Genomic DNA, 24,550 nt, shown 5'->3' with positions numbered 1-24,550 from the left:
CAATGAATCACGAAGATTTTTTACAACGCGCAATTGATCTTGCAGTAGAAGGAGTCAATAGTGGTACTGGCGGCCCTTTTGGAGCAGTCATTGTCAAGGATGGACAGATTATTGCTGAGGGAAGCAACAATGTGACAACAACGAATGATCCAACCGCACATGCTGAAGTCACAGCCATTCGAAAGGCGTGCCAAACGCTGAATACATACCAATTAGAAGATTGTATTTTATATACAAGCTGTGAGCCTTGTCCAATGTGCCTTGGCGCTATTTACTGGGCTAGACCAAAAGCGGTCTATTTTGCTGCTGGACATCAGGATGCAGCAGTTTCTGGCTTTGATGACTCGTTTATTTATGAAGAAATCAATAAAGATTACGAATCAAGAAATATTCCATTTTATCAGCTGACACTTCAAAAAACCCTTGCACCATTTGAAGCATGGGCAACATACGAACAAAAGAAAGAATATTAAAAAAAGACACCTGCTCATGAGCAGGTGTTTCTTTTTTCATCATGATAGTGAACTTTTTTTATTCAGCCACTTCAAGCTCTACTTCGATATTTCCTCTTGTTGCTTTTGAATATGGACAGAATTCATGCGCAGCATGGGCTAGCTCTTTCGCTTTGTCATGGTCAAGTCCTTTTGCAGACACAATTAGCTTGACACCAAGCTTAAATCCGCCATCACTTTCGTCTTTTAAAAGACTGACATGTCCCTCAACTTCTGATTCAATGTCGATCCCTTGCTTTTTCGCTACTTGCTCAAGTGCCCCTCCGAAACAAGCTGCATAGCCCGCTGCAAATAATTGCTCTGGATTCGTACCAGTTTCTCCATCTTTCTTTGCATTAGGCATGACAATATTATGATCGAGCACACCATCTTCTGAACGTACATGTCCAGCTCTTCCATGTTGTGCCTTTACTTTTGCTGTGAATAATGGTTTCATCTTCATCTCCTCCTTTATCTATTTATTCCTTTCACGTTCTATCCATTTCTCAAACATTTATCGCACATTCAAGATTTTTTTCGTTTTTGGGCTGTATTTATTTTAAAAAAGAAGAAAATCTTATACAATAATAAGTATGACAAAAAATAGTTGGTGACTGACATGACAAATGAATTCGAACATATGAAGCTGGAAAATCAGCTTTGTTTCTTGTTATATGCAAGTTCAAGAGAGATGACGAAGCAGTATAAACCGTTATTAGAAGAGTTAGACATTACGTATCCGCAATATTTGGCACTGCTTTTATTGTGGGAGCATGGAACATTAAATGTGAAAACGATGGGAGAACTTTTATATTTAGACTCCGGTACACTCACACCTATGCTGAAACGGATGGAGCAAAACGGTCTCATCATCCGCAAGCGCTCGAAAGAGGATGAACGTTCTGTGCAAATTCGTTTAACGGAATATGGCGAGCAACTAAAAGAGAAGGCTACTGCCATTCCATTTCAGATGCTTTCTGGGACAGGCAGATCGGACGAAGAGTTAAAAACGTTGCGCGCGTCTTTGCATGAGCTTTTGCAAAAATTAACACAATCAAAAGGCTGAGGGAATATTCCCTCAGCCTTTTATGATATCAATTATTGTGCGACAGCTACTAATTCTACTTCGATATTTCCTTGAGTTGCTTTTGAATATGGGCAGACGCCGTGTGCTTTATGAACAAGCTCATCTAATGCAGATTGCTCGATTCCAGTTCCTTTTACTTCTAACTTAACGCCGAGTTTGAAGCCGCCATCTGAACTGTCTTTGACTAAGCTCACATGTGCTGTTACTTCACTTTCAAAACGGATACGCTCTTGTCTTGCGACCATTTGAAGGGCTGAATCAAAACATGCAGAGTAGCCTGCTGCAAATAATTGCTCTGGGTTTGTTGCTTTTTCTATTTTTTTCGCTCTTGGTGTTCCAGGCATTGCTACATCATGCTCAAGCACTCCATCATTTGAAACAACCTTTCCTTCTCTTCCTCCGACAGCTGATACCGTTGCAGTAAATAAAACTTCTGACATATATATAACCCTCTTTCTCTCCATTAATATTTTCTACAATTGAATTGTACACAATTTAAATTCAAGAGTCAACGAATACACACTCTTTTTTAAGATTTCCTTCTCGCCTCTCTTTTATGTAGACAGTAAAAAAAGCCCTTTAATAAGGGCTTTTAGATGATGTCATGCTGCGCATTTGGTTGTTGTAGCGTATGGTTTCTGTTATCTGGGTCGGCATTTGCTGCTGTCAGCCATAACGCTAGGATGGTGATGCTTGTACAGACGACTGCCCATTTTTTAAAATTCATATAAACAATCCCCTCTCTGAATATAGATTCGAGCATGTTCCGCTTCTCCATAGAACATGGAAGATTTCTCATAATCTTCCATATCATTATAATACTTTGCGGTGTCTAATGCCAGCTCCTCTATATCTGGATATGCATAGGCAGACTCTAAAAAATGAAAAATTCGTTTAATATGCTCCGCATCTTGCTTTAAATACAATGCTTCTAAAAATATCGTCTTTTGAATATGAATGTCATCCTGAAGTGCTTCTGCTCGCTTCATACATTCTTCTCTGTAGTGTAAGGCTTCTTCGTGTTTACCTTGTTTGTATAATATCTGAGCGGCTGTATAAAGAGGGTCTATGGATCGACGAAGGTGATCGGATTGATTTTGGTCAAATAACGAGATGGATTCTTTCATTAGTTCGAGTGCGCGGTCAAGATCTCCCATTCGGTAATAACTATTGCCCATATTAAACAAAGAGGAAGCAATAAAACGCACATTTTGAAAGTCTCTTGATCTCGCAAGCGCTCTCTCGAGATGTGGTAATGCCTTTTCATGTCTTCTCATATCATCATAATTACCAGCCACAATAAATTCGCATTGAATCGTGCGAAGCGCATATAGCTCATGCTGAATATAGACTTCCAGCGCCAGCTTGGCATGATGCATCGAGATATGTGTTTGTTTCATGTGATAATATATTTCTGACATTTTAAAATGAAATTCCGCACGTTCAATATCATCTGACACAAAAGAAAGCTTGTGCTCTGCCTTTTGATAAGACGAAATAGCAGCAATGTACTGCCTACGGCCAAATTCATACATGCCTCTGAAAAAATGATAGTAGTATTCAAGCATGCCTGTGACATGTGTTTGATGCTCATCTATTTCTTTCGAAAGCTCGGAAAAGTTGGCGCGAAGCTTTCCTTCCTTTAATGGCTTTAAATAATCGAGCATGACCTCATGTCTGAATTCCATTAAAGAAAAATAGAGAAGCAAATTCTGATCTTCTTCCATTGAATCAAGAGAGGTGCGAATTTCCTGCTTTAATTGTTCTGCTTGTTCTGAATCAAATCTGCGGATTAATTCATACCACTTATTGATTTTCACTCCAATATCCGAAGAGGGAATGATTTTCGCCATATGTTGCCTTCTCCAATCTTCTCAAAATATAAAACATTACCATATTTTATCATACTTGACCGGAGAAATACAAAAATGAAAGGAAAAAGAGAGCCTATTGTCACAAGACTCTCTTTTTGAATTCATGATTCTCTTATTTGTCCTTGACCGCGAATGACAAACTTTTCAGAGGTTAAGGCAGGTAGACCCATAGGTCCTCTTGCATGCAGTTTTTGTGTGCTAATTCCTATTTCTGCTCCGTAGCCAAATTCAAAGCCATCTGTGAACCGAGTAGAGGCATTATGATAGACAGCAGCAGCATCGACAGCTGTTAAGAAAAGTGACGCGTTTTGATCATTTTCCGTAATGATCGCTTCGGAGTGCTTGGAGCTATACGTTTGAATATGCTGTATCGCTTCTTCTATGTTATCTACGATTTTAATACTGACAATCGGTGCTAAAAACTCTGTTTCATAGTCTTCTGTAGTAGCTAATGAAGCACTAGGCGCAAGGGCACATACAGCTTCATCGCCCCGTATCTCTACCCCATTTGCATGAAGGGCTTCAAATAACGAAGCGCCATATGTTTTTGCCCATGTTTCATGAATGACAATGCTTTCGATTGCGTTGCAAACAGATGGCCTTTGGGTTTTAGCATTCAGCACAATCTGCTCAGCCATTTCGTATTTCGCTGTTTCATCAATGTAGATATGACAGTTCCCTGCACCTGTCTCAAGCACTGGCACGGTAGACTCTCTCACGACAAGATCAATTAAATTTTTCCCACCGCGCGGAATGAGGACATCCAGATATTCATTTAAAGTGAACAGCGTTTTCGCCGTTTCACGACCTGTATCTTCAATTAATTGCACACTGTCTACTGGAATATCTGTTGTGTGAAGCGCTTCATGGATCACTTTCACAATCGCTTTATTACTATGAATAGCAGAAGAGCTCCCGCGAAGAATAACAGCATTCCCAGTTTTCAAACAAAGGGTGGCAGCATCTACGGTCACGTTTGGTCTTGCTTCATAAATCATTCCAACCGTTCCAAGAGGCACACGTACTTTTTCGATGTACAGACCGTTTTCTTTTTGAATGGTTTCTAATGTTTCACCAATTGGGTCTTTTAGGTGAATGAGTTGAAGGGTCGCGTCTGCGATGGCTTCAATTCTCTCTTCTGTGAGTGTAATCCGGTCAATAACAGAAGGCGTGAACTGCTTTTCCTCTGCAGCTTGCACATCCTTTTTGTTCTCTTCGATTAAATAAGTGGAAGATGCTTTAAGTGCAGTTGCAATGGCATGTAAAGCTGCATTTTTTTGCTCCGTTGTTTTTAGGAGCAGCTGATCTTTGGCTATACTTGCTTTTTTTGCTTTTTCAAGAACTTCGTTCATCATATTCCCTCCTCAGTTTTGTACATGCTGTACCCAGTGATCTCTGTGTATAACTTCAGGCTTTTCATTAGAAAGCTCATCACTTCGCAGTCCTTTAATACCGTGAAGCTCATCGGATGCGTACAAGGTTTGTCCTTTACCTACTAGTCCGTTCGGACCGACGACTTCAACGACCTCTCCTTTAGAAAAGTCACCAGCGACATCAATGACACCAGCCGGAAGAAGACTTCTGCCATGATGCAAAATCGCCGCTTCTGCTCCTGCATCTATCATGATTTTCCCAGAAACGGGTGAATGAAATTGAATCCATTGACGGCGGTTGTTAACAGCTGATAAGGCCTGTTCTCCGATATACGTTCCGTCTCCTTGACCTGCTAGAATATGAAGCAGCTTATCCTCACCAGTACCTGTACCAATGAAGACTTTCACGCCTAGTGAAAGTGCCGTTTGTGCAGCAGACAATTTTGATTTCATCCCGCCTGTCCCCACTTTTGAGCCTGTGCTCTTCGCATACGAAAACAATTCTTCAGAAATATGTGTTAGGACATCAAAACGCTTCGCGTCAGGATGCTCATTTGGATTTGCATTATAAATTCCGTTAATGTCTGTTAAGATGATCAATTGATCTGCATGAATTAAACCGCTGACAAGAGCTGACAGCATGTCATTATCACCAAAGGTAAGCTCCTCAATAGAAACAGAATCATTTTCATTAATAATCGGTAAAATTTTTCTTTCCAGTAGCTCCATCATCGTTGCGTAAGCATTGCGATATCTTGTACGATCTGAAAAGTCATTACGGGTTAAAAGCATTTGAGCAGGTGTCATGTGGAACTGTGAAAATAGTTCTGTATATTTCTGCATTAATAAGCCCTGACCAACGGCGGCTGCTGCCTGTTTTCCCTTTAAGGTCACAGGTCTTGATGGATACCCTAAGCTGCCAAACCCTGCTGCGACGGCTCCTGATGAAATTAAAATGATTTCATGTCCAGCCTCTTTCAGCTTTGCTATCGCTTTCACATGATCTTGCATCTTTTGTTCATCAATGGCTCCTTTTTGCTCTGTCAATGAACTACTGCCAATTTTGATGACGATCCTTTGCTTTTTCATTATTGATTCCCTCCGCTATACCTTTAGGCACAAAAAAATCCCTTTTTCTCCTTATGTAAAGGACGAAAAAGGGATTTTCCGTGGTACCACCTTCATTGAATAAGCATACTTCTAGCTTATTCCACTCAATTCCTGTAACGCCAGGCATGCGCTTAGATTTTTCCTCTAAGGCTCAAAGGGCAGGTTCAGCAGCTGTCTGCGGCAAATGTTTCAGCATGTCATTTGCTCTCTTTACGCATCAGTTCTTGCTTACTATTCCTTTTCAACGCTCGTTAATTTTTTTATATTATCACCAATTGCAAAGGAAAAGTCAAGCGGTCAATTAAATACAATCGTTTTATTCTCATGTACAATAATTCGATCTTCTAGATGCCATTTGACGGCACGAGCAAGCACACTCCGCTCAATTGTTCGACCGATATTTTTTAAAGCTTCCGCATCATCCCGGTGATCTACTCGCTCAATATCCTGTTCAATGATCGGTCCTTCATCTAAATCATTGGTCACATAATGAGAAGTCGCGCCTATCAATTTGACTCCTCGCTCATATGCTCGCTTATATGGATTTGCACCGATAAACGCTGGCAGGAAGGAATGATGAATATTAATGATTTTGTTCGGGTGCTGTTCTATAAAGCCCGGTGTTAAAATTTGCATGTATCTAGCAAGCACAATGGCATCAATATCATACTCTTCTAATAATGCGAGCTGCTCTTTTTCCGCTTCTTTGCGAATGTCTTTGTTCGCTTTCACAAAATGGAACGGGATCCCAAGCGCTTCTACTGTATCTTTTGCCGTTTCATGATTGCTGATCACGACCGCAATTTCAGCCATCAAATTGCCGCTTTGCCATTCCCATAGGAGCTCATGTAAACAATGAAGCTCTTTTGACACAAAGATCGCCAGCTTTTTAAGTTCACTTGCACGCGACATGCTCCACGTCATTTGAAATGAAGATGCAATTGGCTCAAACTGCTGCTTCAACTGATCCATATTTGCCGAGATGTCTTTCCAATCAAATTCAATTCTTAAAAAGAACCTGCCGCTTTCATGATCTGTTGTGTATTGGCTGGATTCAATGATATTTGCTCCATGCTCAAATAAAAAGGAAGAAACAGCGGATACAATTCCAGGCTGATCAGGGCAGCTGACAAGCAATCTTCCTTTTTGCTCATGCTTTTGTCTGTGTAATTCAAGTTTCTCTGTTATCAAAGTTCTCATGTATCATGACCTCATTTACGTTTTCATTCTAATGAAATATTATACTGGACTGGAAAGAGAAAAAGCAATGTAGAGCCCTATTTTTTATTGAATATTCATTCAATTCTGCACCTGGCGTGATATAATGTGAATAGACCTTTTATCATAAAAGGAGTGATGAAGATGAAAAGTATGACTTTGTTTGGAAAAGTGAGCTTTTGGCTCGGCATCGTTTGTCTAATCACAGGTATTTCCCTTTTTATAGCCGGTGAAAGACTTATTCCTTTTCTCACATTTGGTGTGTGTTTTCTACTTGTGAGCCAGCTTTATCGCAAAAATGAAAACGATTCCAATCATCATTCGATGTAACAAAAGGCTGGCATCTATCTGCCAGCCTTTTCTTATTCAATGATTTTCAATCCTACTGCCGCAGATAAAATCAATGCGATAAAAAAAATACGTTTTGCATCTTTCGACTCTCCGTAAAAAAGCATACCGACCATGGCGCCTCCAGCAGCTCCGATGCCAGTCCAAATGGCATATGCCGTTCCCATCGGAATCGTGTTCATCGCAAGAGACAACATCAGAAAGGACATCGAAAAGCCAGCCGCAATGAATAAAATCCATTTGACATGCTTGTCTTTTTGGAATTGATTCATCATGGTCACACAAAGCATTTCTAAGATGCCTGCTCCAATTAGTAAAAGCCAGCTCATGATTCAGCCTCTCCCTTCTTTTCTCCTGTTGTCAGCTTTAGTCCTAATACACCGCACAAAAGCATGACAATCAAAAGCAGTTTGACAAGCTGAACCGGCTCACCAAGCACCATACCTATGACGACGGTACCTGCTGTCCCAAGACCAGTAAAAACAGCATAAAGTGTGCCAACTGGCAGTACACTTGTTGCTTTCATGAGTAAATAAAAGCTCACGATAATACAAACGATGGTTGCGCCCCATTCTATGAGCGAGTTGGCATATTTCAGCCCCATCACCCAGCCGACTTCAAAGATGGCCGCAATAAAGACATTTCCCCATTTCATCTGATCTTCTCCTTTCTGAACGATTCCAACCAACAAAAAAAGCCTGGAAATCGATCGTTTGATCAAATCTCCCGGGCTTTTATCCCTCCGTGTCCATATGGTCTCTTTTAAAGACCTTATGTGTTTTCTCTCGGACCAGACTGCACCTGCGCACGGAACCCTAGAAAACCAATTCATCATAAACAGACCTGACTGAGAGCAGATTCTGTATTAAAAATCTTATCACACCCCAATATGCCGGTCTACCAGTTTGCTCTCCCTCTTCAAATATACTTGTTCATTTTTCGAAAGAAATGATTTCGAACCAGCGTATACTAAATGTTAGAAACAGATCAACTGATCAAGAAGATCTGCGGGATATTTGCGTGCTGCTAACCGAAGGGAAATGAGCGTATATGACAATCCATTTAATTTTTATTACATTGACGATCAAGCGTAAATACAAGGACATAGAGACCGTACTTTACGAACAAGAAGTTGAAACCTTATATGAAGAAATGAAACAGAAACAACTAAAGTATATGAACTAAAACAAAAAAATCCGGAAGAAAGATTAAGCTAGACACGCTCAAACTTTAAAGGAACGATCATATCGCTGGTATAATGAACTCAGATTGAAGTGATGAACGTTAACTTTAGGACGCTGCATTACAGATCATCCGTTGCATCAGCAAAAAAATGAAAACCAAGAGGTGGATCGTATGATGATAACCGACGAACAGAAACATGAATTTTATCAAGCACTTGTTGACAAGGATCCGCAATATGACGGCACATTCTTCGCCGGCATTAAGACCACCGGTATCTTCTGCCATGCCACATGTACCGCTAGAAAACCAAAATATGAGAACTGTGAATTTTTCATTACAGCAGAGGAAGCACTGCTAGCAGGATATCGTCCGTGCAAGCGCTGCACACCATTAACATACCCTAACAGCATTCCAGAAGAAGTTAAAACACTCGTTTCAGCAGTTGAAACACATCCTGAAAAACGCTGGAAAGAAGAGGACTTTCGTCAGCTAGGCATTCACTCTGCAACGGCACGGCGGAAATTCAAAGAAATCTATGGCATGACCTTTGTTCAATATGCAAGATCACGCCGAATGGGACTTGCCTTTAAAGAAATTCTGAATGGAAAGAAAGTGATTGACCAGCAGGTCGCCTTGGGCTATGAATCTTCGAGTGCCTTCAATGATGCTTTTACGAAAATTATGGGCAATCCCCCTAAAAAGGCACACACTAAGATTCTCCATGCCAATTTTATTTCTACACCGATTGGACGGATGATAAGCGTGACAGATGCAGCGCATGTGTATTTACTGGAATTTATGGACAGGCGAGGACTTGAAAAGGAAATTGAAAACATGAGAAAAAAGCATCATGCCCGCATTTTAGTCGGGGAAACAAACGTCCATCAACAATTGGCAAAGGAATTGACCTTATATTTCGAGAAAAAACTGACGCAGTTTACAGTCCCACTTTCCTTGCATGGCACTCCTTTTCAAATGAAGGTGTGGGACCTGCTCACACGCATTCCTTCAGGCGAAACTCGTTCTTACCTAGATCTTGCTGTGAAGCTGGGAGACCCGCATTTGGTCCGGGCGGTAGGGAATGCAAATGGTGCCAATCAGTTGGCGATCATCATTCCATGCCACCGCGTCATTCAAACAAGTGGTGAACTCGGCGGCTACGGCGGCGGGATCGAACGAAAGAAATATTTACTTCAGCTAGAACAGCGGATATAAAAAAACGGCTCTGCTTATTTTGTAAGCGAGCCGTTTTCTTCGTTGCGATTGATACTGTATACATCAATGATTTGGTCCCATTTTGAAATGGTTTTTTCTTTTTTCATGCCCATTTTTAAAGCGACCTTTACCGATGCCTCATTATCCGGGCGAATTAAGCTCACCATTCGTCTGACCTTCATTTCTTCAAAGCCGTAGGTGAGACAGCCCTTTGCGGCTTCAGCAGCATAGCCATTCCCCCACGCTGCTTTCTTAAGCATATAGCCGATTTCAAGTTCGGTTTGTCCTTCGATGTTTTGCAAAACAATCCCGCTTTGTCCAAGTGGTTCATTCGTTTCTTTGTCTTCAATGATCCAGAGAGAAGTATGATACATGCGGTCATTCTTTTGATTCCATGCAATCCACTCTTTCGTTTGCTGCTCATCCTTCAAAGAAGGATAATATTTCATCACTTCTTCATCTTGAAACAACATGTGATATAAAAATGGGGCATCATGTTCATTCATCGTTCTCAGCCTGAGCCGCTCTGTTTCAAGCACCGTCCGTGTTTGATGCTGCATTTCTCATCCTCCCCTTGCTTACTGACTAAATATATCTCCGAACAATCCATTTGAATCTGGGGCAAAGTAATGGAATCCCGCACCGGTTAAACTAGCTGCCAGCGCTGTCCACATGATTAAACTGACTGTCATCCATACTGCGACTTGCTTTCTTTTTGTTCCAAAGCTCATGCACATAAACGCCGCTAAATGACTGCCAATGATAAAAGGTCCGAATAGAGCTAATCCTGGGAGACCATAGCGTTCCCAAATTTTTCTCGCCCGCTGCTGCTTTTTTTCTCCTTTTTCATCAGTTTTTCCCTCTTTCTTCTTTAACCGCCATGCTTTAAAACGGTCTACGAAAACAATGAGAAGGAAAACAGTAAAAAAATTACCGATGAATCCAATAACTGCTGCCGGTACAGGATGCATGCCACTTAAAATCGCTAACGGAACAACCCCTACCACTTCAAAAAAAGGCAAAGCAGCCAATACAAACACAAGTACATATCCCCATAAAATATCCAAATACAGAACCCCTTTTCATTTTTGTCCTCTTCCCATTGTAATGAAAAATACGCTACCATTTCTACATTTTTTTAGAAAAAGAAAAGCACATCCGATGGGATGTGCTCAGATTGTTGACAAAGGGCTAAAATGATCTTGATTTTAGCCCTTTGTCTTCTTTTCAGCGTGATAGAAAACCTTTGCAGTCTAGGAAGGACGAGCATCGGAGCGGAGCGAATTTAACATTCGTGAGCACCGAAGCGCAGATCTGACAACGAATGCGAGGGTTTGTCTACACGCTGAAGCACATCCGATGGGATGTGCTCTGTTTATTACATCGTGCTTTCATTTTTCTTATTCGTCCGGCGTAAAACAATGAGCACAAGCCCAATTATGATCACAATAGATAGTAGACTTTGCAAGAGAAGAACGCCTTGTGATGTCCAGCCAATCCATTCGAATATGAGCTGCGGTCCGAAAAAGATGATCGGAATCAGTGAAATGAGATTCGCTTTCATGAGCGCATTAAAGACAATGATACATAACAGCATAAGCAGGATGACGCCCCATCTTTGACCTGAGGTCAGCACAAGTAATGGTGTGCCAAGTTTTTGATCCAATAGTTTGATGGTGACCATTGAAGTCAACTGAAAGATGCCTAAGATCCAAAAATAAAGAAATGCCCGGCTGCCTATTTGAAAGGCAGACGCTCTAAACATCACAATGATCATGATGACATTAGCCACTAAAACGAGCGGATAACCAATCAATGCATACCAAGAATAGGATAAGCTTTGACTGATCGCATCTGATAAAATCATATAAAAGAGTGATCCAATTAAGAAGGCACTAACGAAGGGAACCCAATCTTTATGGTTTCCTGACATCTCTTTTGCCAGTTCATCAGCATAGCCCCGCGGATCACCGCCAAACAAAGCCTCTCCTGTTTTACCGTCCTTTTCAGCCTCGACCGCATGTGTCGTCAGTTCATCCATTAGCTCATCAATTTCATCCTGATTTTTCCCCTTTGAGATGAGATAGAGTTTCAGCTCTAGTAGAACGTGTCTTGTTTCTTTTGATACCATAATCTCACTTCCCTTTTTGTAGTAAACAATTTACATTCTTTGAAAGCTCACTCCAGCGGGTAATAAACTCTGTGAGCGCTTGTTCGCCAGCTTGAGTGAGCGTATAATATTTCCTTTTCGGACCGCTTGCTGATGCTTTTGTGACAGTGGTCACGAGCTGTGCCTTTTGCATACGCAGCAGGATCGGATAGATACTTCCTTCACTAATTTGATCAAACCCATAATGAGCAAGCTTCTTCGTCATTTCATATCCATAAATCTCACCCTCTGAAATAATCGACAGCAGGCAGCCTTCTAAAATTCCTTTTAGCATTTGTGTGGATGTTGTCATCTTTGTTCCTCCGATTCCAGTACCTTGCATCACAAGATAGCATCATCTTACCACACACTATCTTGCCATGCAAGATACCACCCTAGAAAAAAATCACCGCTTAAAGGGTGATTTTTACGCCCATGGTTTATCTGTCCCAAGTGCGTCAGCTAGCGCCTTGCTATGCTTTCGGCGGCTTTTTCTTTCTTCAGCTCGCTGTTTTGCTGTTTGATGCAGCATGATTTCTTCCTCTGTTTCAGGCATCACCTGCGGAACTCGTTTAGGTTTTCCGTCTTCATCTAACGAGACAAATGTCAGAAATGAAGTGGCTGCAAGTCTGCGTTCTCCAGACATCAAGTTTTCTTTCATGACTTTAACGAACACTTCCATGGAAGACGTGCCAACCCACGTCACATAGGATTCCAAGCATACTGACTCTTTTTGTCCAATCGGCTCTAAAAAGTCAACAGAATCCATCGAAGCCGTAACCGTTTCACTTCGGCTGTGCCTTGCTGCCGAGATGGAGGCAATGTCATCTATATAACTCATTAATTTTCCGCCAAATAAGGTTTGGTGATTATTCGTATCGAGAGGAAATACCCTGCTGGTTTTGACAACTTTTGATTCCTTGCAGTATTTGAAATTTTCTTCACCCATCATCATAGCTCCTTCTTGCTGTTTTCGTGAATGCGGAACGACTTTTATTAAACACTATTCTTTTAGGTTTGTCTAAACTTTTTGCTTTAGTCTCTCGTGAGAGATTTTCTATCGGAAATGTTTCAACCATGACTAAAGCGAGGAATAATAGAACTATGAACAAACAAGGAGGCCATTTGATGGATTCTATAAGAGCAGAACAAATACACAAAATGCCGCAATGTATGAGTGAATATGACAATTTACAAGAAGTCCTTTTATGCAGCCCCATCTATATGGAAATCAAACAGATCATCAACGAAACCCAAAAACATTTTGCAAGAGAAAATATTTCTCAAATGAAAGCCATTGCTCAGCATAAGCAATTGATCCAAATCCTAAAAAACCATCAAGTACGTCCCATTATGCTTCCTGCAAATGACCGCTATCCTGAGCAAGTCTTTACTCGGGATATTGGGTTTACGATTGGACATACACTCTTTGTTTCAAGCATGGCTGCTCCGGTTCGGCAAGGAGAAGAACAATTATTAAAAGAGTGGGCACAGGAAAATGGCTTCAAAACTGTTAGCCTGACAAACGGAACGATTGAAGGCGGCGATGTACTTGTAGACCAAACACGTGTATTTGTCGGAATGAGCAAAAGAACAAACCCAGCCGCTATCTATGAACTCAAAAAAGAACTGCCGGATCATGACATTATTCCCATTCATCTTCCTCCTCACATTTTGCACCTCGATTGTGTGATGAATATTCTCTCTCATGATGAGATGTTGATTTATCCTGAAGCGTTCAAAAAAGAGGATCTTCACTTGCTCAACATGCATTATCATCTCATTGAAATAAGCAAACAAGAGCAATTCACACTCGGACCTAACGTTTTATCTATTGGACAGAAAAAAGTGATCAGTTTGCCCATCAATCAAGAAACAAATGCTGCATTAACCGCTCACGGGTACACTGTCATTGAAGTGGATTTTTCAGAAATCATTAAATCTGGTGGGTCTTTTAGATGCTGTACATTACCGATTCGACGTTCATCCACTAAAAAAGCCAGCGTGTAGAACAGCTTGTCTACTTGCTGGCTTTTTTCTATCTATTTTTATGTCCGGTCGTATAAATGACAGGCGACATCATGCCCCTCTTCTACCGCTTGTAATGTTGGCTTTTTTTCAGCACACACATCCATCGCTGCAGGACACCTTGTTCGAAATACACAACCGCTTGGCGGATTCACTGGACTTGGAATTTCTCCTTTTAAAATGAACCTTTTGCGCTTGTCCTCCACGTCAGGATCTGGAATGGGGATCGCTGACAGCAAGGCTTGTGTGTATGGGTGCAGCGGTGTTTGATATAACGCATCACTACTGGTCAATTCGACGAGATGACCTAAATACATGACACCGATTCGGTCGCTGATATATTTGACCATCGACAGGTCATGCGCAATAAAGAGAAATGTCAGCCCTTCCTCCTTTTGCAATTTCTTAAGCAGATTCACAACCTGCGCTTGAACGGAGACATCTAGTGCAGAAATTGGCTCATCTGCCACAATAAATTTCGGTGCTAAGGCGAGTGCCCTTGCAATACCGATTCTCTGCCTCTGCCCTCCACTGAATTCATGGGGATAGCGCGTGGCAAAGTCATAGCTAAGTCCAACCGCCTCCAGTAGTTCTTTCACCCGGGCCACCCTTTTCTTTTGACTCCCATAAAGGTGATGAATCTCCATTGGCTCCAGCATGATATCTTTGACAGACAGCCGCGGATTCAGGGAAGAATACGGATCTTGAAACACCATTTGAATTTGCCGATTAAAATCAAAGGATTCTTTTTGTGAAAGGTGATGAAGGCTTTTCCCTTCATACAAGGCTTCTCCATCTGTCGGTTCATAAAGGCGCATAAGCACTTTTCCAAGTGTGGATTTCCCGCAGCCGGACTCGCCAACAAGGCCAAATGTTTCGCCTTGTTTCAACTGAAAGGAGACACCGTCTAGTGCTTTTAACGTTCTTCCCTTCGATAGATGAAAGTGTTTTTTGAGATTGTTTACTTGTAAAAGTGGTTCAACTGCCATGACCTTTGCTCCCTTCGCTTGGCAAATACCGTCTTGCACCTGCCCATTCTTTTTCATATGAAGTGCCAGAAAGGGAAAGAAGTTCAATTTCTCTGCCGGTTTTAGGCGAGTGAAGCATCATACCGTCACCTGCATAAATCCCAACATGGCGTATAGCTCCCTTTCCGTTGTCATTGGCGAAAAACAATAAGTCGCCTTGTTCTAAATGGCTTGATGCGATCGGTGTACCTTGCACTGCTTGGTCACTTGCGTCTCTCGGCAAAAGATATCCGCACGCTTTATACATGCTGTAAGCAAAGCCCGAACAGTCATAGCCAAAGCTGCTCATACCACCCCATAAATACGAAAGACCAATAAATTGTTTTCCCTTCTCTACAACATCTTTTCCAGTCATAGCGGAAGTGGATGAAACTGGTTGCACATCTGTTTTATTGATTTCTCTCGTCCCTGCTGGTGTGACAACGCGAAAGCGATCACTCGTTTCTTCTACAGCTGCGAGCTCTGTTAAAAAACTAATTTCCATGTCCGCTTGCCCGTTTCGATAGAGCATGGCTTTTTTCTGACAAACGATATGAGATATAGCTGGCGCACTTCCTTCTGTCACTTGCTTTAGTTGGTTCGCAGGTATATAGCCAGGGTAGCCTTGCGGATGTTTCCGGGTGGCCTGCTGCGGAATGACGACCTTCATCCAGCCGTCTGTCTCTTCTAAGCCAATGACTCGTTCACCGAGCAGTACTTGCGACTGAATCAGATTTTCTTCACATAAAGCCAGTTTTTCTTCATATGTTTGCTTGTCAATCCACTCTTTCATTTTGAAGGAGCTCTGAAGTACCTTTTGATCCATTTCTCTCGGTGACTGCGGCGTTGTCCATACGTTCGCGACTGCAACCTTTGATTCAAATATCATCATGAGACTCCTTTCACCCCTCGAATGCCTAACCCATGTTGCGGCGAGAAAAAGATATCTTTTCCTTTGTATAAGATACCTCCGTCTACCATGTCCTCTTTTAGCATCAGCGGGGCATCAAAATCGTAGCGTGTGATATTCGGCTGACTTGCGGCGAGATGAGCGGCTGCTGTAATCCCAAGTTTTGACTCAATCATGCTGCCAACCATACACTTGACGCCGTATGCTTCTGCTAAAGCGTTAATTTTTAAAGCCTCTTTTATGCCGCCTGATTTCATTAATTTTAAATTGATCAAATCACAGCTTCTCGTTTCAAGCACTTTGATTGCATCATGAAAACTAAAAATACTTTCGTCTGCCATAATCAGTGTATCTGTTGCCTCCGTCACACGGCGCAGGCCTTCGATATCTTCTTTTGGCACTGGTTGCTCGACTAGTTCGATATTCAGTGACTCCATTTTCCGAATGGCTACGACCGCTTCCTTCCACGTCCAGCCCTGATTCGCATCGAGCCTGATCTGAATATCTGGCCCGACCTTTTCTCGAATTCGCTTGATTCGCTGAATATCCGTGTCTATGTCATCTTTTCCTACCTTGATCTTTAATGTCTGAAAGCCTTCTGCTGCGTATTGCTTCGCATCTTCCGCCATCTCAAGTGGACGGTTTACACTGACCGTATAATCGGTTTCAAGCTGACTGCGATATCCGCCAAGGTATTGATAAAGGGGAAGTTCTGCCTGCTTCGCTAAGCCATCATAAATGGCCATGTCAACCGCTGCCTTTGCGCTTGTGTTGCAAGCGAGCACACGATTCATTCGAGAAAAAATTTGTTCATACTCAGACAAGGAAGCCCCAAGTAAGATCGGTCTGATCACTTCACAGATGGCATAGTCGATGCTTTCCAGCGTCTCACCTGTAATCACGGCAGTCGGAACTGCCTCTCCGTAGCTGACGTCACCTTGATCATATGTGACGATAACGATCAGAGATGCTGCGTCATACACCGTTCGCAAAGCGGTTTTGAAAGGCTTTTTTAGTGGTACACTCATTCTGCATGTGCGAACATCGACGATTTTCATGTGATCGCCTCTTTCGCTGCAACGCCTGGAGAAATGTGCAGTTTTTTTCCTGTCGCATCTAATGCAGCCTGTGTGCCCATTGGAATGGCAAAGTTCGGAGAAGAATGACCGATCCGAAAGCCCCCAAGTGCAGGCTTCTTTTGCGGCACAATATATGTGTCCCATACTTGATTCAATGTGAGGGACTGATCTTTCTTTTTTGGCTCACATTGATGAAAATCTCCAATGATGAATCCAGCCGCATCATCCAATTTCCCAGCAGATGTGAGGTGCTGCATCATTCGATCAATTTTATAGGGTTCTTCGTCAATATCTTCAATGAACAAAAGCTTTCCCTTCGTATCGATTTCAAAAGGTGTACCAAGTGTTGTGACGATGAGGGCAAGATTTCCTCCTACAATCTCACCTGAAGCGGTGCCCGGATAGAAAGTATGAAGGGGCGACAAGTGGTGCGCATACGTAAAGGCTTTCGGTGCGAACAGCTGTAAAAAGGTATCTTTCGTATAAGGATGGACCTCTTCAAGTCCCACATCAGAGGAGAGCATTGGACCATGAAACGTCACAAGACCTGTCTGTTGCTGGATCGCCGTATGTAAAAACGTAATATCGCTGTAGCCCCAAAAGATTTTTGGATTCCGGCGAATCAGGTCATAGTTAATGGCTTCCGCAAGTCTGCCAGTCCCGTATCCTCCGCAAGCACAAATAACCGCTTTCACCTCTGGATCTTGAAACATGCAATGAAGATCTTCCACTCTTTCATGATCATGACCTGCTAAATATCCATACCGCCGGTCCAAATACTTCCCTTTTTTCACCTTTAGCCCGAGGCTTTCTAAAAAGGCAATCCCTTTTGCTAATTTCAGCTCATCAGGCGGGCTTGCTGGGGCAATAACCCCCACTGTATCCCCTGTTTGAAGTGCCACTGGCAGCTGGCTCATGCCGTATCCCCTCTTTCTCTTTGTTTCTTTCAATCTATGGGTTTTTGCTTCATAACATGAACAAATAAAGGAACAGACGCTTTTATTTCAAAGCGTCTTTTGATTCTAATATCATTTTCCATCTACTTGCGCCCATTTCAAATCGATATACCCAACAGGGTGACGAACAATCCCCTTCACGCCTTCTTTTTGTAAATGAACTTGGTTATAAAAATGAATCGGGATGATCGGTGCTTCTTCAATGAGAAGTGCCTCTGCATCATGAAGAATGTTGTTTCTCTTTTGCTCGTCTGCTTCCTGACTTGCCTTTTTAATCAGTTGATCATAGGTATCGTTTGACCACCCTGTCCGGTTCATGGCATTCCCTGTTTGAAAGCTTTCTAGGAAATTGATCGGATCTGCATAGTCTGCTAAAAATGAACTTTGTGAGAATTGAAATTTCAGTGCCTTTTGATCTTCAGCAAATACATTGGCTTCCATGTTGGCAAGCTTCACATCTACACCTAGCGCTTCTTTCAGCTGCTGCTGGATGGCTTCAGCTTTTTTCTTATTCTCAGGCTTTGTACTGTATGTCAATGTGACGGCTGGCAGTTTTGAATAGTTCTCTTCTTTCAGCCCCTTTTCTAATAGCTTTGCAGCTTCACTCTTATCGTTCTTCACAAGATCACCGCCAGCTTTTCTGAAATCCTCGCCTTTTGAATCTAGAATGCCTGGCGAGACAAAGGCGCGTGCTGGCTTCTCTTCATTTTTCGTCACATAATCTACGATATCTTGCGGATTGATCGCCATTTGAAATGCTTTGCGGATGTTTTTATTTTGAAAAGGTTCCATGTTTACATTCAGACGATAAAAGAACAATCCAGCCTGGTCTTCAATTTGTACATCTTTATTTTTCAGCAGATTTTCACTTTGTTCTGCTGGGACAAAGGCAGTATCTAAATCTCCTGATTGATACATTTGATAGTCTGTGTTTCGATCACTGATCATCAGCCACTTCACTTGATCTAACTTAACTGATTTTTCGTCCCAATACGTCTCACTTTTTGCCATTGTAAAGCTCTCATCATGCTTCCACTCTGTCAGCTTGAACGGTCCATTTCCGACAAAGGTTTTGGCGTCTTTTGCCCAGTTTGGGTCCTTCTTCGCTACCTGTTCATTGACAGGAAAAAAGGCAGGGTTTGCGGTCATATTTAAGAACGATTTCTGCGGGTATGCCAGTGTGACCTTAAGCGTTTTGTCATTCTCAGCGCTAACTTTCACGTCTTCTTTCTTTCCTTTTCCGCTGTTAAATGCCTCTCCGCCTTCAATCATGTATGCTAGGAACGATGCGGAGGAGCCTGTTTTCGGATCAAGCAGCCGCTTCCACGCATATTCAAAGTCACTCGCTTTCACTGGATCACCATTTGACCACTTGATGCCATCTCTTAAATGGAACGTGTACGTTTTTCCATCCTTTGAAATCTCCCATTTTTCCGCCATTGCAGGAGATGGTTCGTGCTTTTCATTCAGTCTTGTTAATCCCTCCATTAGGTTATTGAGTCCTTGCCACGATACATTATTAAAACCAATCGGAGGATCAAACGACGTCGGTTCGTTTTCGTTATTTAAGGTTAATACTTTCTTTTCACCCTCTTTGCTTGATGATCCTTTCCCTGCTTGCTCATTGGCTGTACATCCTGCGAGCAGCATGATTGTGAACAAACATATAATGATGATCCATCCCTTTTTTTTCATCAAAAACTCCCCCTTTGTGTTGAAGATAAAACGGTTTGCGCACGCTCATCTTGGAGCCAGCAATGCACTGTATGAGTAGGTGAGCGCTGCGTTTCATGCGGCATGATATGATCACATACCTTCATAGCGGCAGGGCAGCGATCTGTATACGGACAGCCCTTTGGCGGAGCAAATAAATCAGGCGGGCTTCCTTCAATTGGAACGAGTTCGTCTTTCATATCAAGTCTTGGAACGGATTGCAGAAGTCCCTTTGTATAAGGATGCTGCGGACTGTAAAAAATATCTCGCCTCGTTCCGACCTCCACCATCTTCCCCCCGTACATAACCGCCACTCGGTCTGCGACTTGGGCTACGACCCCTAAATCGTGTGTGATTAAAATGATGGTGACACCTGTTTTTCTCTGAATCTCTTTAAACAGCTCTAATATTTGTGCCTGTATGGTCACATCGAGCGCTGTCGTTGGTTCATCAGCAATCAACACTTTAGGCTCGCAAATCAGCGCCATGGCAATCATAAGCCGCTGCCTCATTCCCCCGCTGAACTGATGAGGGTATTGCTTTAGCCTTTCCTTCGGCTGCGGAATGCCGACCAAATCAAGCATCCGAATAGCGGCTTCTTTCACTTCTTTTTTCGTCAGCTTTTGATGCTCCTTTGCCGCCTCCATGAGCTGATCGCCGATTGTCAAAGTTGGATTCAGTGCGGTCATGGGATCTTGGAAAATCATCGAAATATCGACACCTCTTATGGCGCGCATTTCTTTTTCAGATAAAGACAGTAAATTGCGGTCTTCAAACCATATTTCTCCCTGATCAACATGAGCGCTGTAAGCTGGTAGCAGCCTCATAATGCTTTGTGAAGTGACACTTTTCCCGCAGCCTGACTCTCCTACAATGGCAAGGGTTTCTTTTTCATATACATCCACATTCACTCCGCGTACCGCTCGAACTGAGCCGCCATATGTCCGAAAGCTGACGTGCAGATCGATGATTTGTAGAACTTTTTTCAAAGCGCCATCACCTCTTCATCTTCGGATCAAGCGCATCTTGCAAGCCATCACCTAAATTGTTAAAGCAAAACATCGTGAGTGAAATAAAAAACGCAGGGAAAAATAAACGCCACCAATGTCCATTATCTGATAGCACTGTCGGCAGCGCATCATTGGCCATCACGCCCCAGCTTGCAAACGGCGCTTGAATGCCTAAACCAAGAAAGCTTAGGAACGCTTCTGCAAATATCGCAGTTGGTACAGTTAAAGTCATCTGAACGATAATCGGTCCCATCGTATTCGGCAGCAGGTTGCGGCGAATGATGCGCAGGCTCTTTGCACCAAAAGTTTTTGAGGCAAGGACATATTCCTGGCTTTTCAGTTGAAGAACTTGACCTCTCACGATTCTTGCCATTCCAATCCATCCGGTGACAGTGAGCGCTACAATAATGGTGACAAGACCCGGTCCCATTAGAACCATCAATAAAATGACAACAAGTAAATAAGGAAGACCGTAGAGCACCTCGACGATTCGCATCATGACATGGTCATATCTCCCGCCCTTATAACCGGCAATGCCTCCATAAATCACGCCGATAGCAAAATCAATCAGGGCTGCCATGACGCCTACAAATAAAGAAATACGCGCCCCGTACCATGTACGTGTAAACACATCTCGTCCAAGCTCATCCGTTCCGAACCAGTGAGCAGCGGATGGCGGCAGATTTTGCATCGAAAGACGCTGTTCTGTCACGCTATTAGGTGCAAGCAATGGGCCTAATAGTGCCATGATAAAAAGAAAAATCAATACGGATAGACTAAACATCGCAAGCTTATTTTGCTTCAGTCGTCTCCATGTGTCCGCCCAATACGAAAGAGAGGGTCTTTTAATGGCATGTGCCTCCATTTTCTTTTGCTCTCTCGGAGAAAACCAATCGTCCGGCACTTCAGGATGTGGATTCGGTTGATCCTGCTGCAAATGTATACTCATGCCTTTCCTCCTTTCTGATGTAGCTGAATTCTCGGATCAAGCAGGCGATACGCCACATCAACAATGAAAAGAAGTGTGATTAAAATGATGCTGTAAAAAACAGTGGTTCCCATGATGACAGGATAATCACGGTTATTAATACTCTCGACAAAGTATTTTCCCATGCCAGGAATCGCAAAGATTTTTTCAATGACAAAACTTCCTGTTAAAATACTTGCGACAAGTGTGCCAAGAATGGTCACAACAGGCAAAAGCGCATTTCGAAGCGCATGTTTGAACACAATTTTAAAGGGAGAAAGTCCTTTTGCTTTAGCAGTGCGAATATAGTCCTGAGACAGCACTTCAATCATGCTCGATCTTGTTAACCGAGCAATTATGGCCATCGGACTAACGGCAAGAGCAATGGTTGGTAGCACCATATGCATCGGACTTGTCCACATCGCTGTAGGAAAGAGCTTCAAATTCACAGCAAGTTGCTGAATTAATAAGGTAGCAAAGATAAAGTTTGGAATGGATATACCGAAAACAGCAATGGTCATGGCGATATAATCAATCAAGCCATTGTGCCGGAGGGCAGCCATGACCCCTAGCAGGATGCCGGAGATGACAGCAATCAATATTGAGATAAGACCAAGTTCTAATGAGACTGGGAAGCCTCTCGCCAATAGATCATTGACACTTTCAGAAGGCTTTTTAATGGAAGGACCAAAATCAAAGGTAACGATGGATTTTAAATAGATGACATATTGAACATACAGTGGTTCGTCTAAGTGATAGTAGCTTTCGAGGTTTCGCTGAACGGTTTCGTTTGTATTTCGTTCTTCATTGAAGGGCGATCCTGGGATGACCTTCATTAAAATAAACGTTAACGTCGTAATCGTTAAAATCGTGGCAATCATCGCTATAAAACGCTTGAGCAAAAAGCTGGTCATCTGCCGTCTCCCCCTCGCTTAACAAAATGTTGTACGTGCGGCAAGCTCTGTCATGACAAGCATCGCTTGGTAGGCCTCTAATATATTCTCTGCTTGATACGTCACCGTTGTTGTCCCTTCAATCATCGCAGTACCAGGCATTAAATTCGCCCATTCAGCTTGTCCATAATTGGCAAACTCAATCTTCAGTAGCGGCTGATCAGGAGGCGTCAGCGGCTTGATGTGATGAATCTGTTTCATTGCGGCTTCCACTTGCTGCGAGATTTGTTGGTTGACTTTGGCAGGAGTGAGACATTTCACAGCAGATCTTGAGATGGTCTCTTTCACTGCCACTGTTTTCACACCAGGCATCAGCTTTTCTGCTTCAAGTGCTGCTTGATCATCTCCGCAAACAAGAATCACCGGCACACCATAGTAGCCTGCAACATACGCATTAAAACCCATTTCACCAATTGGATGATCATTTATGTAAAAATGTCTGACACCAAAAATCATACTGTGGGACATCACACCTTTCATAGACGCCCTCGCATGATAGCCTAAAAATACAGCAGCGGCATAGGTTTGATCTAACCCTTGAACCATTGAATAAGGCTTGACGTCACCAGATATAAGAGATGCCTCTTCATGCAATTCTTCAATCAACAAATTATTCATTTTAGAATGACTGTCATTGACCAGAATATCGGTTGCGCCATGCTGAAGAAGTGCCTCCACACAGGCATTCACTTCACCCGTCATGATCTTTCTGCCCCGCTCATAATTGTGCTGACGGGCATCGACAAATGTATGATCAGCTAGACCAGTAATTCCCTCCATATCGACAGATACATAGAGCTTCATCCCCATCCCCCTTTAATTAAACTTAAAATTTGTGTATATTTTTCTAAATTTTCTAAAAAATTATATGATTACTTGATTGATTTTTCAATACAATGTCTGAAAATAAGGAAATTAGACTCAGATAATACAGGTCAATAGACTGAGTGCGAAAGGATTTTTTTAACAAATAAAACACCACTAACTATGTCTTTAGTGGTGTTTATCCGCTTCGTTAATCTGTGATTTCAGTTGTTCATATTTCTTCATGGTTTGTGTAAACAGATCATCAAACATCTGAGGTGCCTGCTTTTGAATCACCTCGGCGCCTTCTCCTGTAATGCCCCCTTTTGTCGCCACTCTATCGACGGTTTCAGCAAAGGTGAGGCCTCGTTCTACAAGGACTTGACCTGTTCCTAAAAGCGCATATGTTAAAAATTCATACGCTTCCTCTAAGGAAAGCTCACTATTTCTCACAGCGGCTTTCGCCATTTCTTCAAAAAGAGCAGCGATAAAACCAGGAGATGAGCTTGTCAAGTTACTCGCCGCATCAAACTGATCTTCCTCTATTTCACGTACGATACTAAAAGCTGAAAGGAGACGATGCAAACGTGCCTTTTCTTCCTCCCCAGCAGTTTCGCCATGCGCAACGAGGGATACGCCTGTTCCAACAGCTGACGTGAGCGTTGGGATGTATCTTGAAATTGGTTGAGTCGTATGCTTTGATAACTTGTCTAACGTCACAGCCGCAGCTACTGACACAATATGAACCGAATTGGCTGCTGAAGGCAGTTGATCGAGTACATCAAGTACAGCAAGCGGCGGCACGCAGATAAAAAGTACATCACATGCAGAAAGTTCGTTTAATGAGCAGATATTTATTTCTTGATGCCTATCTTTGAGTTGAAGCAGGCGGTCTGTTTCACTTCTTGTATGGATCATGATTTGATGGACATTGAGTACTTCTTTTTCCAACCATTTTTGCACCATCATATCTGCCATGCTTCCATATCCAATGATTCCAATTGTCTCCACAGTTTAATCTCCTCTATTTTGCTTAGATTCACTACTTATTTTAACAATTTCCCACAATGTTT

The 24,550-nt window shown here is 42.4% G+C and carries 29 protein-coding genes, 1 pseudogene, 1 riboswitch and 1 other annotated feature; of the genes and pseudogenes, 6 read left to right on the top strand and 24 right to left on the bottom strand.

The genetic code is table 11. The features are described 5' to 3' along the window. Nucleotides 1–2 precede the first annotated feature (2 nt). Nucleotides 3–473, top strand: a complete 471-nt coding sequence (locus MKX52_RS06160) for a nucleoside deaminase (protein ID WP_012009701.1) — start codon at nucleotides 3–5, stop codon at nucleotides 471–473. A gap of 58 nt (nucleotides 474–531) precedes the next feature. On the opposite strand, the gene MKX52_RS06155 is transcribed toward MKX52_RS06160, so the two are convergent. After that, the gene (locus MKX52_RS06155) at nucleotides 532–948 is read right to left on the bottom strand and encodes an organic hydroperoxide resistance protein (RefSeq protein ID WP_012009700.1); all 417 of its coding nucleotides are present in this window, start codon (nucleotides 946–948) and stop codon (nucleotides 532–534) included. Between the two features lie 162 nt (nucleotides 949–1,110). Here MKX52_RS06155 and MKX52_RS06150 point away from each other — a divergent pair, with 162 nt between their 5' ends. After that, on the top strand, nucleotides 1,111–1,557 hold the full coding sequence (locus tag MKX52_RS06150) for a MarR family transcriptional regulator (RefSeq protein ID WP_342491677.1): 447 nt from the start codon (nucleotides 1,111–1,113) through the stop codon (nucleotides 1,555–1,557). 32 nt (nucleotides 1,558–1,589) lie between these two features. Here MKX52_RS06150 and MKX52_RS06145 read toward each other — a convergent pair whose 3' ends face one another. The 6 genes from MKX52_RS06145 to purU form a co-directional block, all read right to left on the bottom strand. After that, nucleotides 1,590–2,018, bottom strand: a complete 429-nt coding sequence (locus tag MKX52_RS06145) for an organic hydroperoxide resistance protein (protein WP_012009698.1) — start codon at nucleotides 2,016–2,018, stop codon at nucleotides 1,590–1,592. A 152-nt stretch (nucleotides 2,019–2,170) separates the two neighbouring features. After that, the gene (locus tag MKX52_RS06140; RefSeq protein WP_012009697.1) at nucleotides 2,171–2,305 is read right to left on the bottom strand and encodes a hypothetical protein; all 135 of its coding nucleotides are present in this window, start codon (nucleotides 2,303–2,305) and stop codon (nucleotides 2,171–2,173) included. After that, nucleotides 2,295–3,431 carry a tetratricopeptide repeat protein gene (locus MKX52_RS06135; RefSeq protein WP_012009696.1) on the bottom strand — a complete coding sequence of 379 codons (1,137 nt, stop codon included), beginning with the start codon at nucleotides 3,429–3,431 and terminating at the stop codon, nucleotides 2,295–2,297. Before MKX52_RS06135 ends, MKX52_RS06140 begins: the two co-directional genes overlap by 11 nt. A 122-nt stretch (nucleotides 3,432–3,553) precedes the next feature. Further along, complete coding sequence (locus MKX52_RS06130) at nucleotides 3,554–4,804, bottom strand: glutamate-5-semialdehyde dehydrogenase (RefSeq protein WP_342491676.1); 1,251 nt, start codon at nucleotides 4,802–4,804, stop codon at nucleotides 3,554–3,556. Between the two features lie 12 nt (nucleotides 4,805–4,816). Beyond that, nucleotides 4,817–5,914, bottom strand: a complete 1,098-nt coding sequence (gene proB, locus MKX52_RS06125) for a glutamate 5-kinase (protein WP_342491675.1) — start codon at nucleotides 5,912–5,914, stop codon at nucleotides 4,817–4,819. 55 nt (nucleotides 5,915–5,969) lie between these two features. Then, nucleotides 5,970–6,189, bottom strand: a binding site (T-box leader). A 43-nt stretch (nucleotides 6,190–6,232) separates the two neighbouring features. Then, complete coding sequence (gene purU, locus MKX52_RS06120; protein ID WP_012009692.1) at nucleotides 6,233–7,135, bottom strand: formyltetrahydrofolate deformylase; 903 nt, start codon at nucleotides 7,133–7,135, stop codon at nucleotides 6,233–6,235. 162 nt (nucleotides 7,136–7,297) lie between these two features. Between purU and MKX52_RS06115 the strand changes: the two genes are divergently transcribed. Then, a complete protein-coding gene (locus MKX52_RS06115; RefSeq protein WP_034663011.1) occupies nucleotides 7,298–7,483 on the top strand; it encodes a hypothetical protein in 186 nt (61 codons plus the stop codon). A 32-nt stretch (nucleotides 7,484–7,515) separates the two neighbouring features. Here the strand turns inward: MKX52_RS06115 and MKX52_RS06110 are convergent, their stop codons facing one another. Together MKX52_RS06110 and MKX52_RS06105 are read right to left on the bottom strand one after the other, a co-directional pair. Further along, a complete protein-coding gene (locus MKX52_RS06110) occupies nucleotides 7,516–7,830 on the bottom strand; it encodes a multidrug efflux SMR transporter (RefSeq protein WP_012009690.1) in 315 nt (104 codons plus the stop codon). After that, complete coding sequence (locus MKX52_RS06105; protein ID WP_012009689.1) at nucleotides 7,827–8,156, bottom strand: multidrug efflux SMR transporter; 330 nt, start codon at nucleotides 8,154–8,156, stop codon at nucleotides 7,827–7,829. The genes MKX52_RS06110 and MKX52_RS06105 overlap by 4 nt, the downstream gene beginning before the upstream one ends. A gap of 66 nt (nucleotides 8,157–8,222) precedes the next feature. Next, a riboswitch (guanidine-I (ykkC/yxkD leader) is annotated at nucleotides 8,223–8,331 on the bottom strand. Between the two features lie 220 nt (nucleotides 8,332–8,551). On the opposite strand from MKX52_RS06105, the gene MKX52_RS06100 reads away from it, so the two are divergent. Then, nucleotides 8,552–8,686, top strand: coding sequence for a YrzI family small protein (locus MKX52_RS06100; protein WP_119124746.1), 135 nt, complete (start codon nucleotides 8,552–8,554; stop codon nucleotides 8,684–8,686). Between the two features lie 171 nt (nucleotides 8,687–8,857). After that, a pseudogene (locus MKX52_RS06095) lies at nucleotides 8,858–9,898 on the top strand (trifunctional transcriptional activator/DNA repair protein Ada/methylated-DNA--[protein]-cysteine S-methyltransferase); the annotation flags it as partial. Nucleotides 9,899–9,915: 17 nt separating this feature from the next. Here MKX52_RS06095 and MKX52_RS06090 read toward each other — a convergent pair. From MKX52_RS06090 to MKX52_RS06070, 5 genes are all read right to left on the bottom strand, one after another. Next, nucleotides 9,916–10,461 (bottom strand): GNAT family N-acetyltransferase, encoded by a 546-nt coding sequence (locus MKX52_RS06090; protein ID WP_144474169.1) that lies wholly within the window; start codon nucleotides 10,459–10,461, stop codon nucleotides 9,916–9,918. An 18-nt stretch (nucleotides 10,462–10,479) separates the two neighbouring features. After that, entirely contained in the window at nucleotides 10,480–10,968 is a 489-nt protein-coding gene (locus MKX52_RS06085; RefSeq protein WP_342491674.1) for a small multi-drug export protein, read from the bottom strand. Nucleotides 10,969–11,279: 311 nt separating this feature from the next. After that, nucleotides 11,280–12,032, bottom strand: coding sequence for a hypothetical protein (locus MKX52_RS06080; protein ID WP_342491673.1), 753 nt, complete (start codon nucleotides 12,030–12,032; stop codon nucleotides 11,280–11,282). 4 nt (nucleotides 12,033–12,036) lie between these two features. Further along, nucleotides 12,037–12,363 (bottom strand): PadR family transcriptional regulator, encoded by a 327-nt coding sequence (locus tag MKX52_RS06075; RefSeq protein ID WP_151020881.1) that lies wholly within the window; start codon nucleotides 12,361–12,363, stop codon nucleotides 12,037–12,039. Nucleotides 12,364–12,477: 114 nt separating this feature from the next. After that, a complete protein-coding gene (locus MKX52_RS06070; RefSeq protein WP_342491672.1) occupies nucleotides 12,478–12,999 on the bottom strand; it encodes an acyl-CoA thioesterase in 522 nt (173 codons plus the stop codon). A 179-nt stretch (nucleotides 13,000–13,178) separates the two neighbouring features. On the opposite strand from MKX52_RS06070, the gene MKX52_RS06065 reads away from it, so the two are divergent. Then, on the top strand, nucleotides 13,179–14,060 hold the full coding sequence (locus tag MKX52_RS06065; RefSeq protein ID WP_342491671.1) for an arginine deiminase family protein: 882 nt from the start codon (nucleotides 13,179–13,181) through the stop codon (nucleotides 14,058–14,060). Between the two features lie 38 nt (nucleotides 14,061–14,098). Here MKX52_RS06065 and MKX52_RS06060 read toward each other — a convergent pair whose 3' ends face one another. From MKX52_RS06060 to proG, 10 genes are all read right to left on the bottom strand, one after another. Next, a complete protein-coding gene (locus MKX52_RS06060; protein ID WP_342491670.1) occupies nucleotides 14,099–15,067 on the bottom strand; it encodes an oligopeptide/dipeptide ABC transporter ATP-binding protein in 969 nt (322 codons plus the stop codon). Continuing rightward, nucleotides 15,057–15,974, bottom strand: a complete 918-nt coding sequence (locus MKX52_RS06055) for a C40 family peptidase (RefSeq protein ID WP_342491669.1) — start codon at nucleotides 15,972–15,974, stop codon at nucleotides 15,057–15,059. Before MKX52_RS06055 ends, MKX52_RS06060 begins: the two co-directional genes overlap by 11 nt. Next, a complete protein-coding gene (locus MKX52_RS06050) occupies nucleotides 15,974–17,053 on the bottom strand; it encodes a dipeptide epimerase (RefSeq protein ID WP_224925179.1) in 1,080 nt (359 codons plus the stop codon). Before MKX52_RS06050 ends, MKX52_RS06055 begins: the two co-directional genes overlap by 1 nt. Beyond that, nucleotides 17,050–17,991, bottom strand: a complete 942-nt coding sequence (locus MKX52_RS06045) for an LD-carboxypeptidase (RefSeq protein ID WP_144503399.1) — start codon at nucleotides 17,989–17,991, stop codon at nucleotides 17,050–17,052. The genes MKX52_RS06050 and MKX52_RS06045 overlap by 4 nt, the downstream gene beginning before the upstream one ends. Nucleotides 17,992–18,102: 111 nt before the next feature. After that, nucleotides 18,103–19,725, bottom strand: a complete 1,623-nt coding sequence (locus MKX52_RS06040; RefSeq protein ID WP_342491668.1) for a peptide ABC transporter substrate-binding protein — start codon at nucleotides 19,723–19,725, stop codon at nucleotides 18,103–18,105. Next, complete coding sequence (locus MKX52_RS06035) at nucleotides 19,725–20,732, bottom strand: ABC transporter ATP-binding protein (RefSeq protein WP_012009674.1); 1,008 nt, start codon at nucleotides 20,730–20,732, stop codon at nucleotides 19,725–19,727. The genes MKX52_RS06040 and MKX52_RS06035 overlap by 1 nt, the downstream gene beginning before the upstream one ends. 7 nt (nucleotides 20,733–20,739) lie before the next feature. Then, nucleotides 20,740–21,702, bottom strand: a complete 963-nt coding sequence (locus tag MKX52_RS06030; protein ID WP_088004309.1) for an ABC transporter permease — start codon at nucleotides 21,700–21,702, stop codon at nucleotides 20,740–20,742. Next, nucleotides 21,699–22,634, bottom strand: a complete 936-nt coding sequence (locus tag MKX52_RS06025; protein ID WP_003211100.1) for an ABC transporter permease — start codon at nucleotides 22,632–22,634, stop codon at nucleotides 21,699–21,701. The genes MKX52_RS06030 and MKX52_RS06025 overlap by 4 nt, the downstream gene beginning before the upstream one ends. Before the next feature lie 18 nt (nucleotides 22,635–22,652). Next, nucleotides 22,653–23,477 carry a M55 family metallopeptidase gene (locus MKX52_RS06020; RefSeq protein WP_088004308.1) on the bottom strand — a complete coding sequence of 275 codons (825 nt, stop codon included), beginning with the start codon at nucleotides 23,475–23,477 and terminating at the stop codon, nucleotides 22,653–22,655. Nucleotides 23,478–23,666: 189 nt separating this feature from the next. Next, nucleotides 23,667–24,488 carry a pyrroline-5-carboxylate reductase ProG gene (gene proG / locus MKX52_RS06015; RefSeq protein ID WP_342491667.1) on the bottom strand — a complete coding sequence of 274 codons (822 nt, stop codon included), beginning with the start codon at nucleotides 24,486–24,488 and terminating at the stop codon, nucleotides 23,667–23,669. Between the last annotated feature and the right edge of the window lie 62 nt (nucleotides 24,489–24,550).

Origin of the sequence: Bacillus sp. FSL R5-0422 (assembly GCF_038610765.1) — a bacterium.
GTDB classification, from domain to species: domain Bacteria; phylum Bacillota; class Bacilli; order Bacillales; family Bacillaceae; genus Bacillus; species Bacillus pumilus_O.
Note: the sequence above shows the minus strand (reverse complement) of the source record. Positions and strands in the feature narration are given on the sequence as shown.

Coding starts and splice junctions, on each gene's coding strand:
- MKX52_RS06160 (WP_012009701.1), top strand. CDS start 3: ATGAATCACGAAGATTTTTTACAACGCGCAATTGATCTTGCAGTAGAA.
- MKX52_RS06155 (WP_012009700.1), bottom strand. CDS start 948: ATGAAACCATTATTCACAGCAAAAGTAAAGGCACAACATGGAAGAGCT.
- MKX52_RS06150 (WP_342491677.1), top strand. CDS start 1,111: ATGACAAATGAATTCGAACATATGAAGCTGGAAAATCAGCTTTGTTTC.
- MKX52_RS06145 (WP_012009698.1), bottom strand. CDS start 2,018: ATGTCAGAAGTTTTATTTACTGCAACGGTATCAGCTGTCGGAGGAAGA.
- MKX52_RS06140 (WP_012009697.1), bottom strand. CDS start 2,305: ATGAATTTTAAAAAATGGGCAGTCGTCTGTACAAGCATCACCATCCTA.
- MKX52_RS06135 (WP_012009696.1), bottom strand. CDS start 3,431: ATGGCGAAAATCATTCCCTCTTCGGATATTGGAGTGAAAATCAATAAG.
- MKX52_RS06130 (WP_342491676.1), bottom strand. CDS start 4,804: ATGAACGAAGTTCTTGAAAAAGCAAAAAAAGCAAGTATAGCCAAAGAT.
- proB (WP_342491675.1), bottom strand. CDS start 5,914: ATGAAAAAGCAAAGGATCGTCATCAAAATTGGCAGTAGTTCATTGACA.
- purU (WP_012009692.1), bottom strand. CDS start 7,135: ATGAGAACTTTGATAACAGAGAAACTTGAATTACACAGACAAAAGCAT.
- MKX52_RS06115 (WP_034663011.1), top strand. CDS start 7,298: ATGAAAAGTATGACTTTGTTTGGAAAAGTGAGCTTTTGGCTCGGCATC.
- MKX52_RS06110 (WP_012009690.1), bottom strand. CDS start 7,830: ATGAGCTGGCTTTTACTAATTGGAGCAGGCATCTTAGAAATGCTTTGT.
- MKX52_RS06105 (WP_012009689.1), bottom strand. CDS start 8,156: ATGAAATGGGGAAATGTCTTTATTGCGGCCATCTTTGAAGTCGGCTGG.
- MKX52_RS06100 (WP_119124746.1), top strand. CDS start 8,552: ATGACAATCCATTTAATTTTTATTACATTGACGATCAAGCGTAAATAC.
- MKX52_RS06090 (WP_144474169.1), bottom strand. CDS start 10,461: ATGCAGCATCAAACACGGACGGTGCTTGAAACAGAGCGGCTCAGGCTG.
- MKX52_RS06080 (WP_342491673.1), bottom strand. CDS start 12,032: ATGGTATCAAAAGAAACAAGACACGTTCTACTAGAGCTGAAACTCTAT.
- MKX52_RS06075 (WP_151020881.1), bottom strand. CDS start 12,363: ATGACAACATCCACACAAATGCTAAAAGGAATTTTAGAAGGCTGCCTG.
- MKX52_RS06070 (WP_342491672.1), bottom strand. CDS start 12,999: ATGGGTGAAGAAAATTTCAAATACTGCAAGGAATCAAAAGTTGTCAAA.
- MKX52_RS06065 (WP_342491671.1), top strand. CDS start 13,179: ATGGATTCTATAAGAGCAGAACAAATACACAAAATGCCGCAATGTATG.
- MKX52_RS06060 (WP_342491670.1), bottom strand. CDS start 15,067: ATGGCAGTTGAACCACTTTTACAAGTAAACAATCTCAAAAAACACTTT.
- MKX52_RS06055 (WP_342491669.1), bottom strand. CDS start 15,974: ATGATATTTGAATCAAAGGTTGCAGTCGCGAACGTATGGACAACGCCG.
- MKX52_RS06050 (WP_224925179.1), bottom strand. CDS start 17,053: ATGAAAATCGTCGATGTTCGCACATGCAGAATGAGTGTACCACTAAAA.
- MKX52_RS06045 (WP_144503399.1), bottom strand. CDS start 17,991: ATGAGCCAGCTGCCAGTGGCACTTCAAACAGGGGATACAGTGGGGGTT.
- MKX52_RS06040 (WP_342491668.1), bottom strand. CDS start 19,725: ATGAAAAAAAAGGGATGGATCATCATTATATGTTTGTTCACAATCATG.
- MKX52_RS06030 (WP_088004309.1), bottom strand. CDS start 21,702: ATGAGTATACATTTGCAGCAGGATCAACCGAATCCACATCCTGAAGTG.
- MKX52_RS06025 (WP_003211100.1), bottom strand. CDS start 22,634: ATGACCAGCTTTTTGCTCAAGCGTTTTATAGCGATGATTGCCACGATT.
- MKX52_RS06020 (WP_088004308.1), bottom strand. CDS start 23,477: ATGAAGCTCTATGTATCTGTCGATATGGAGGGAATTACTGGTCTAGCT.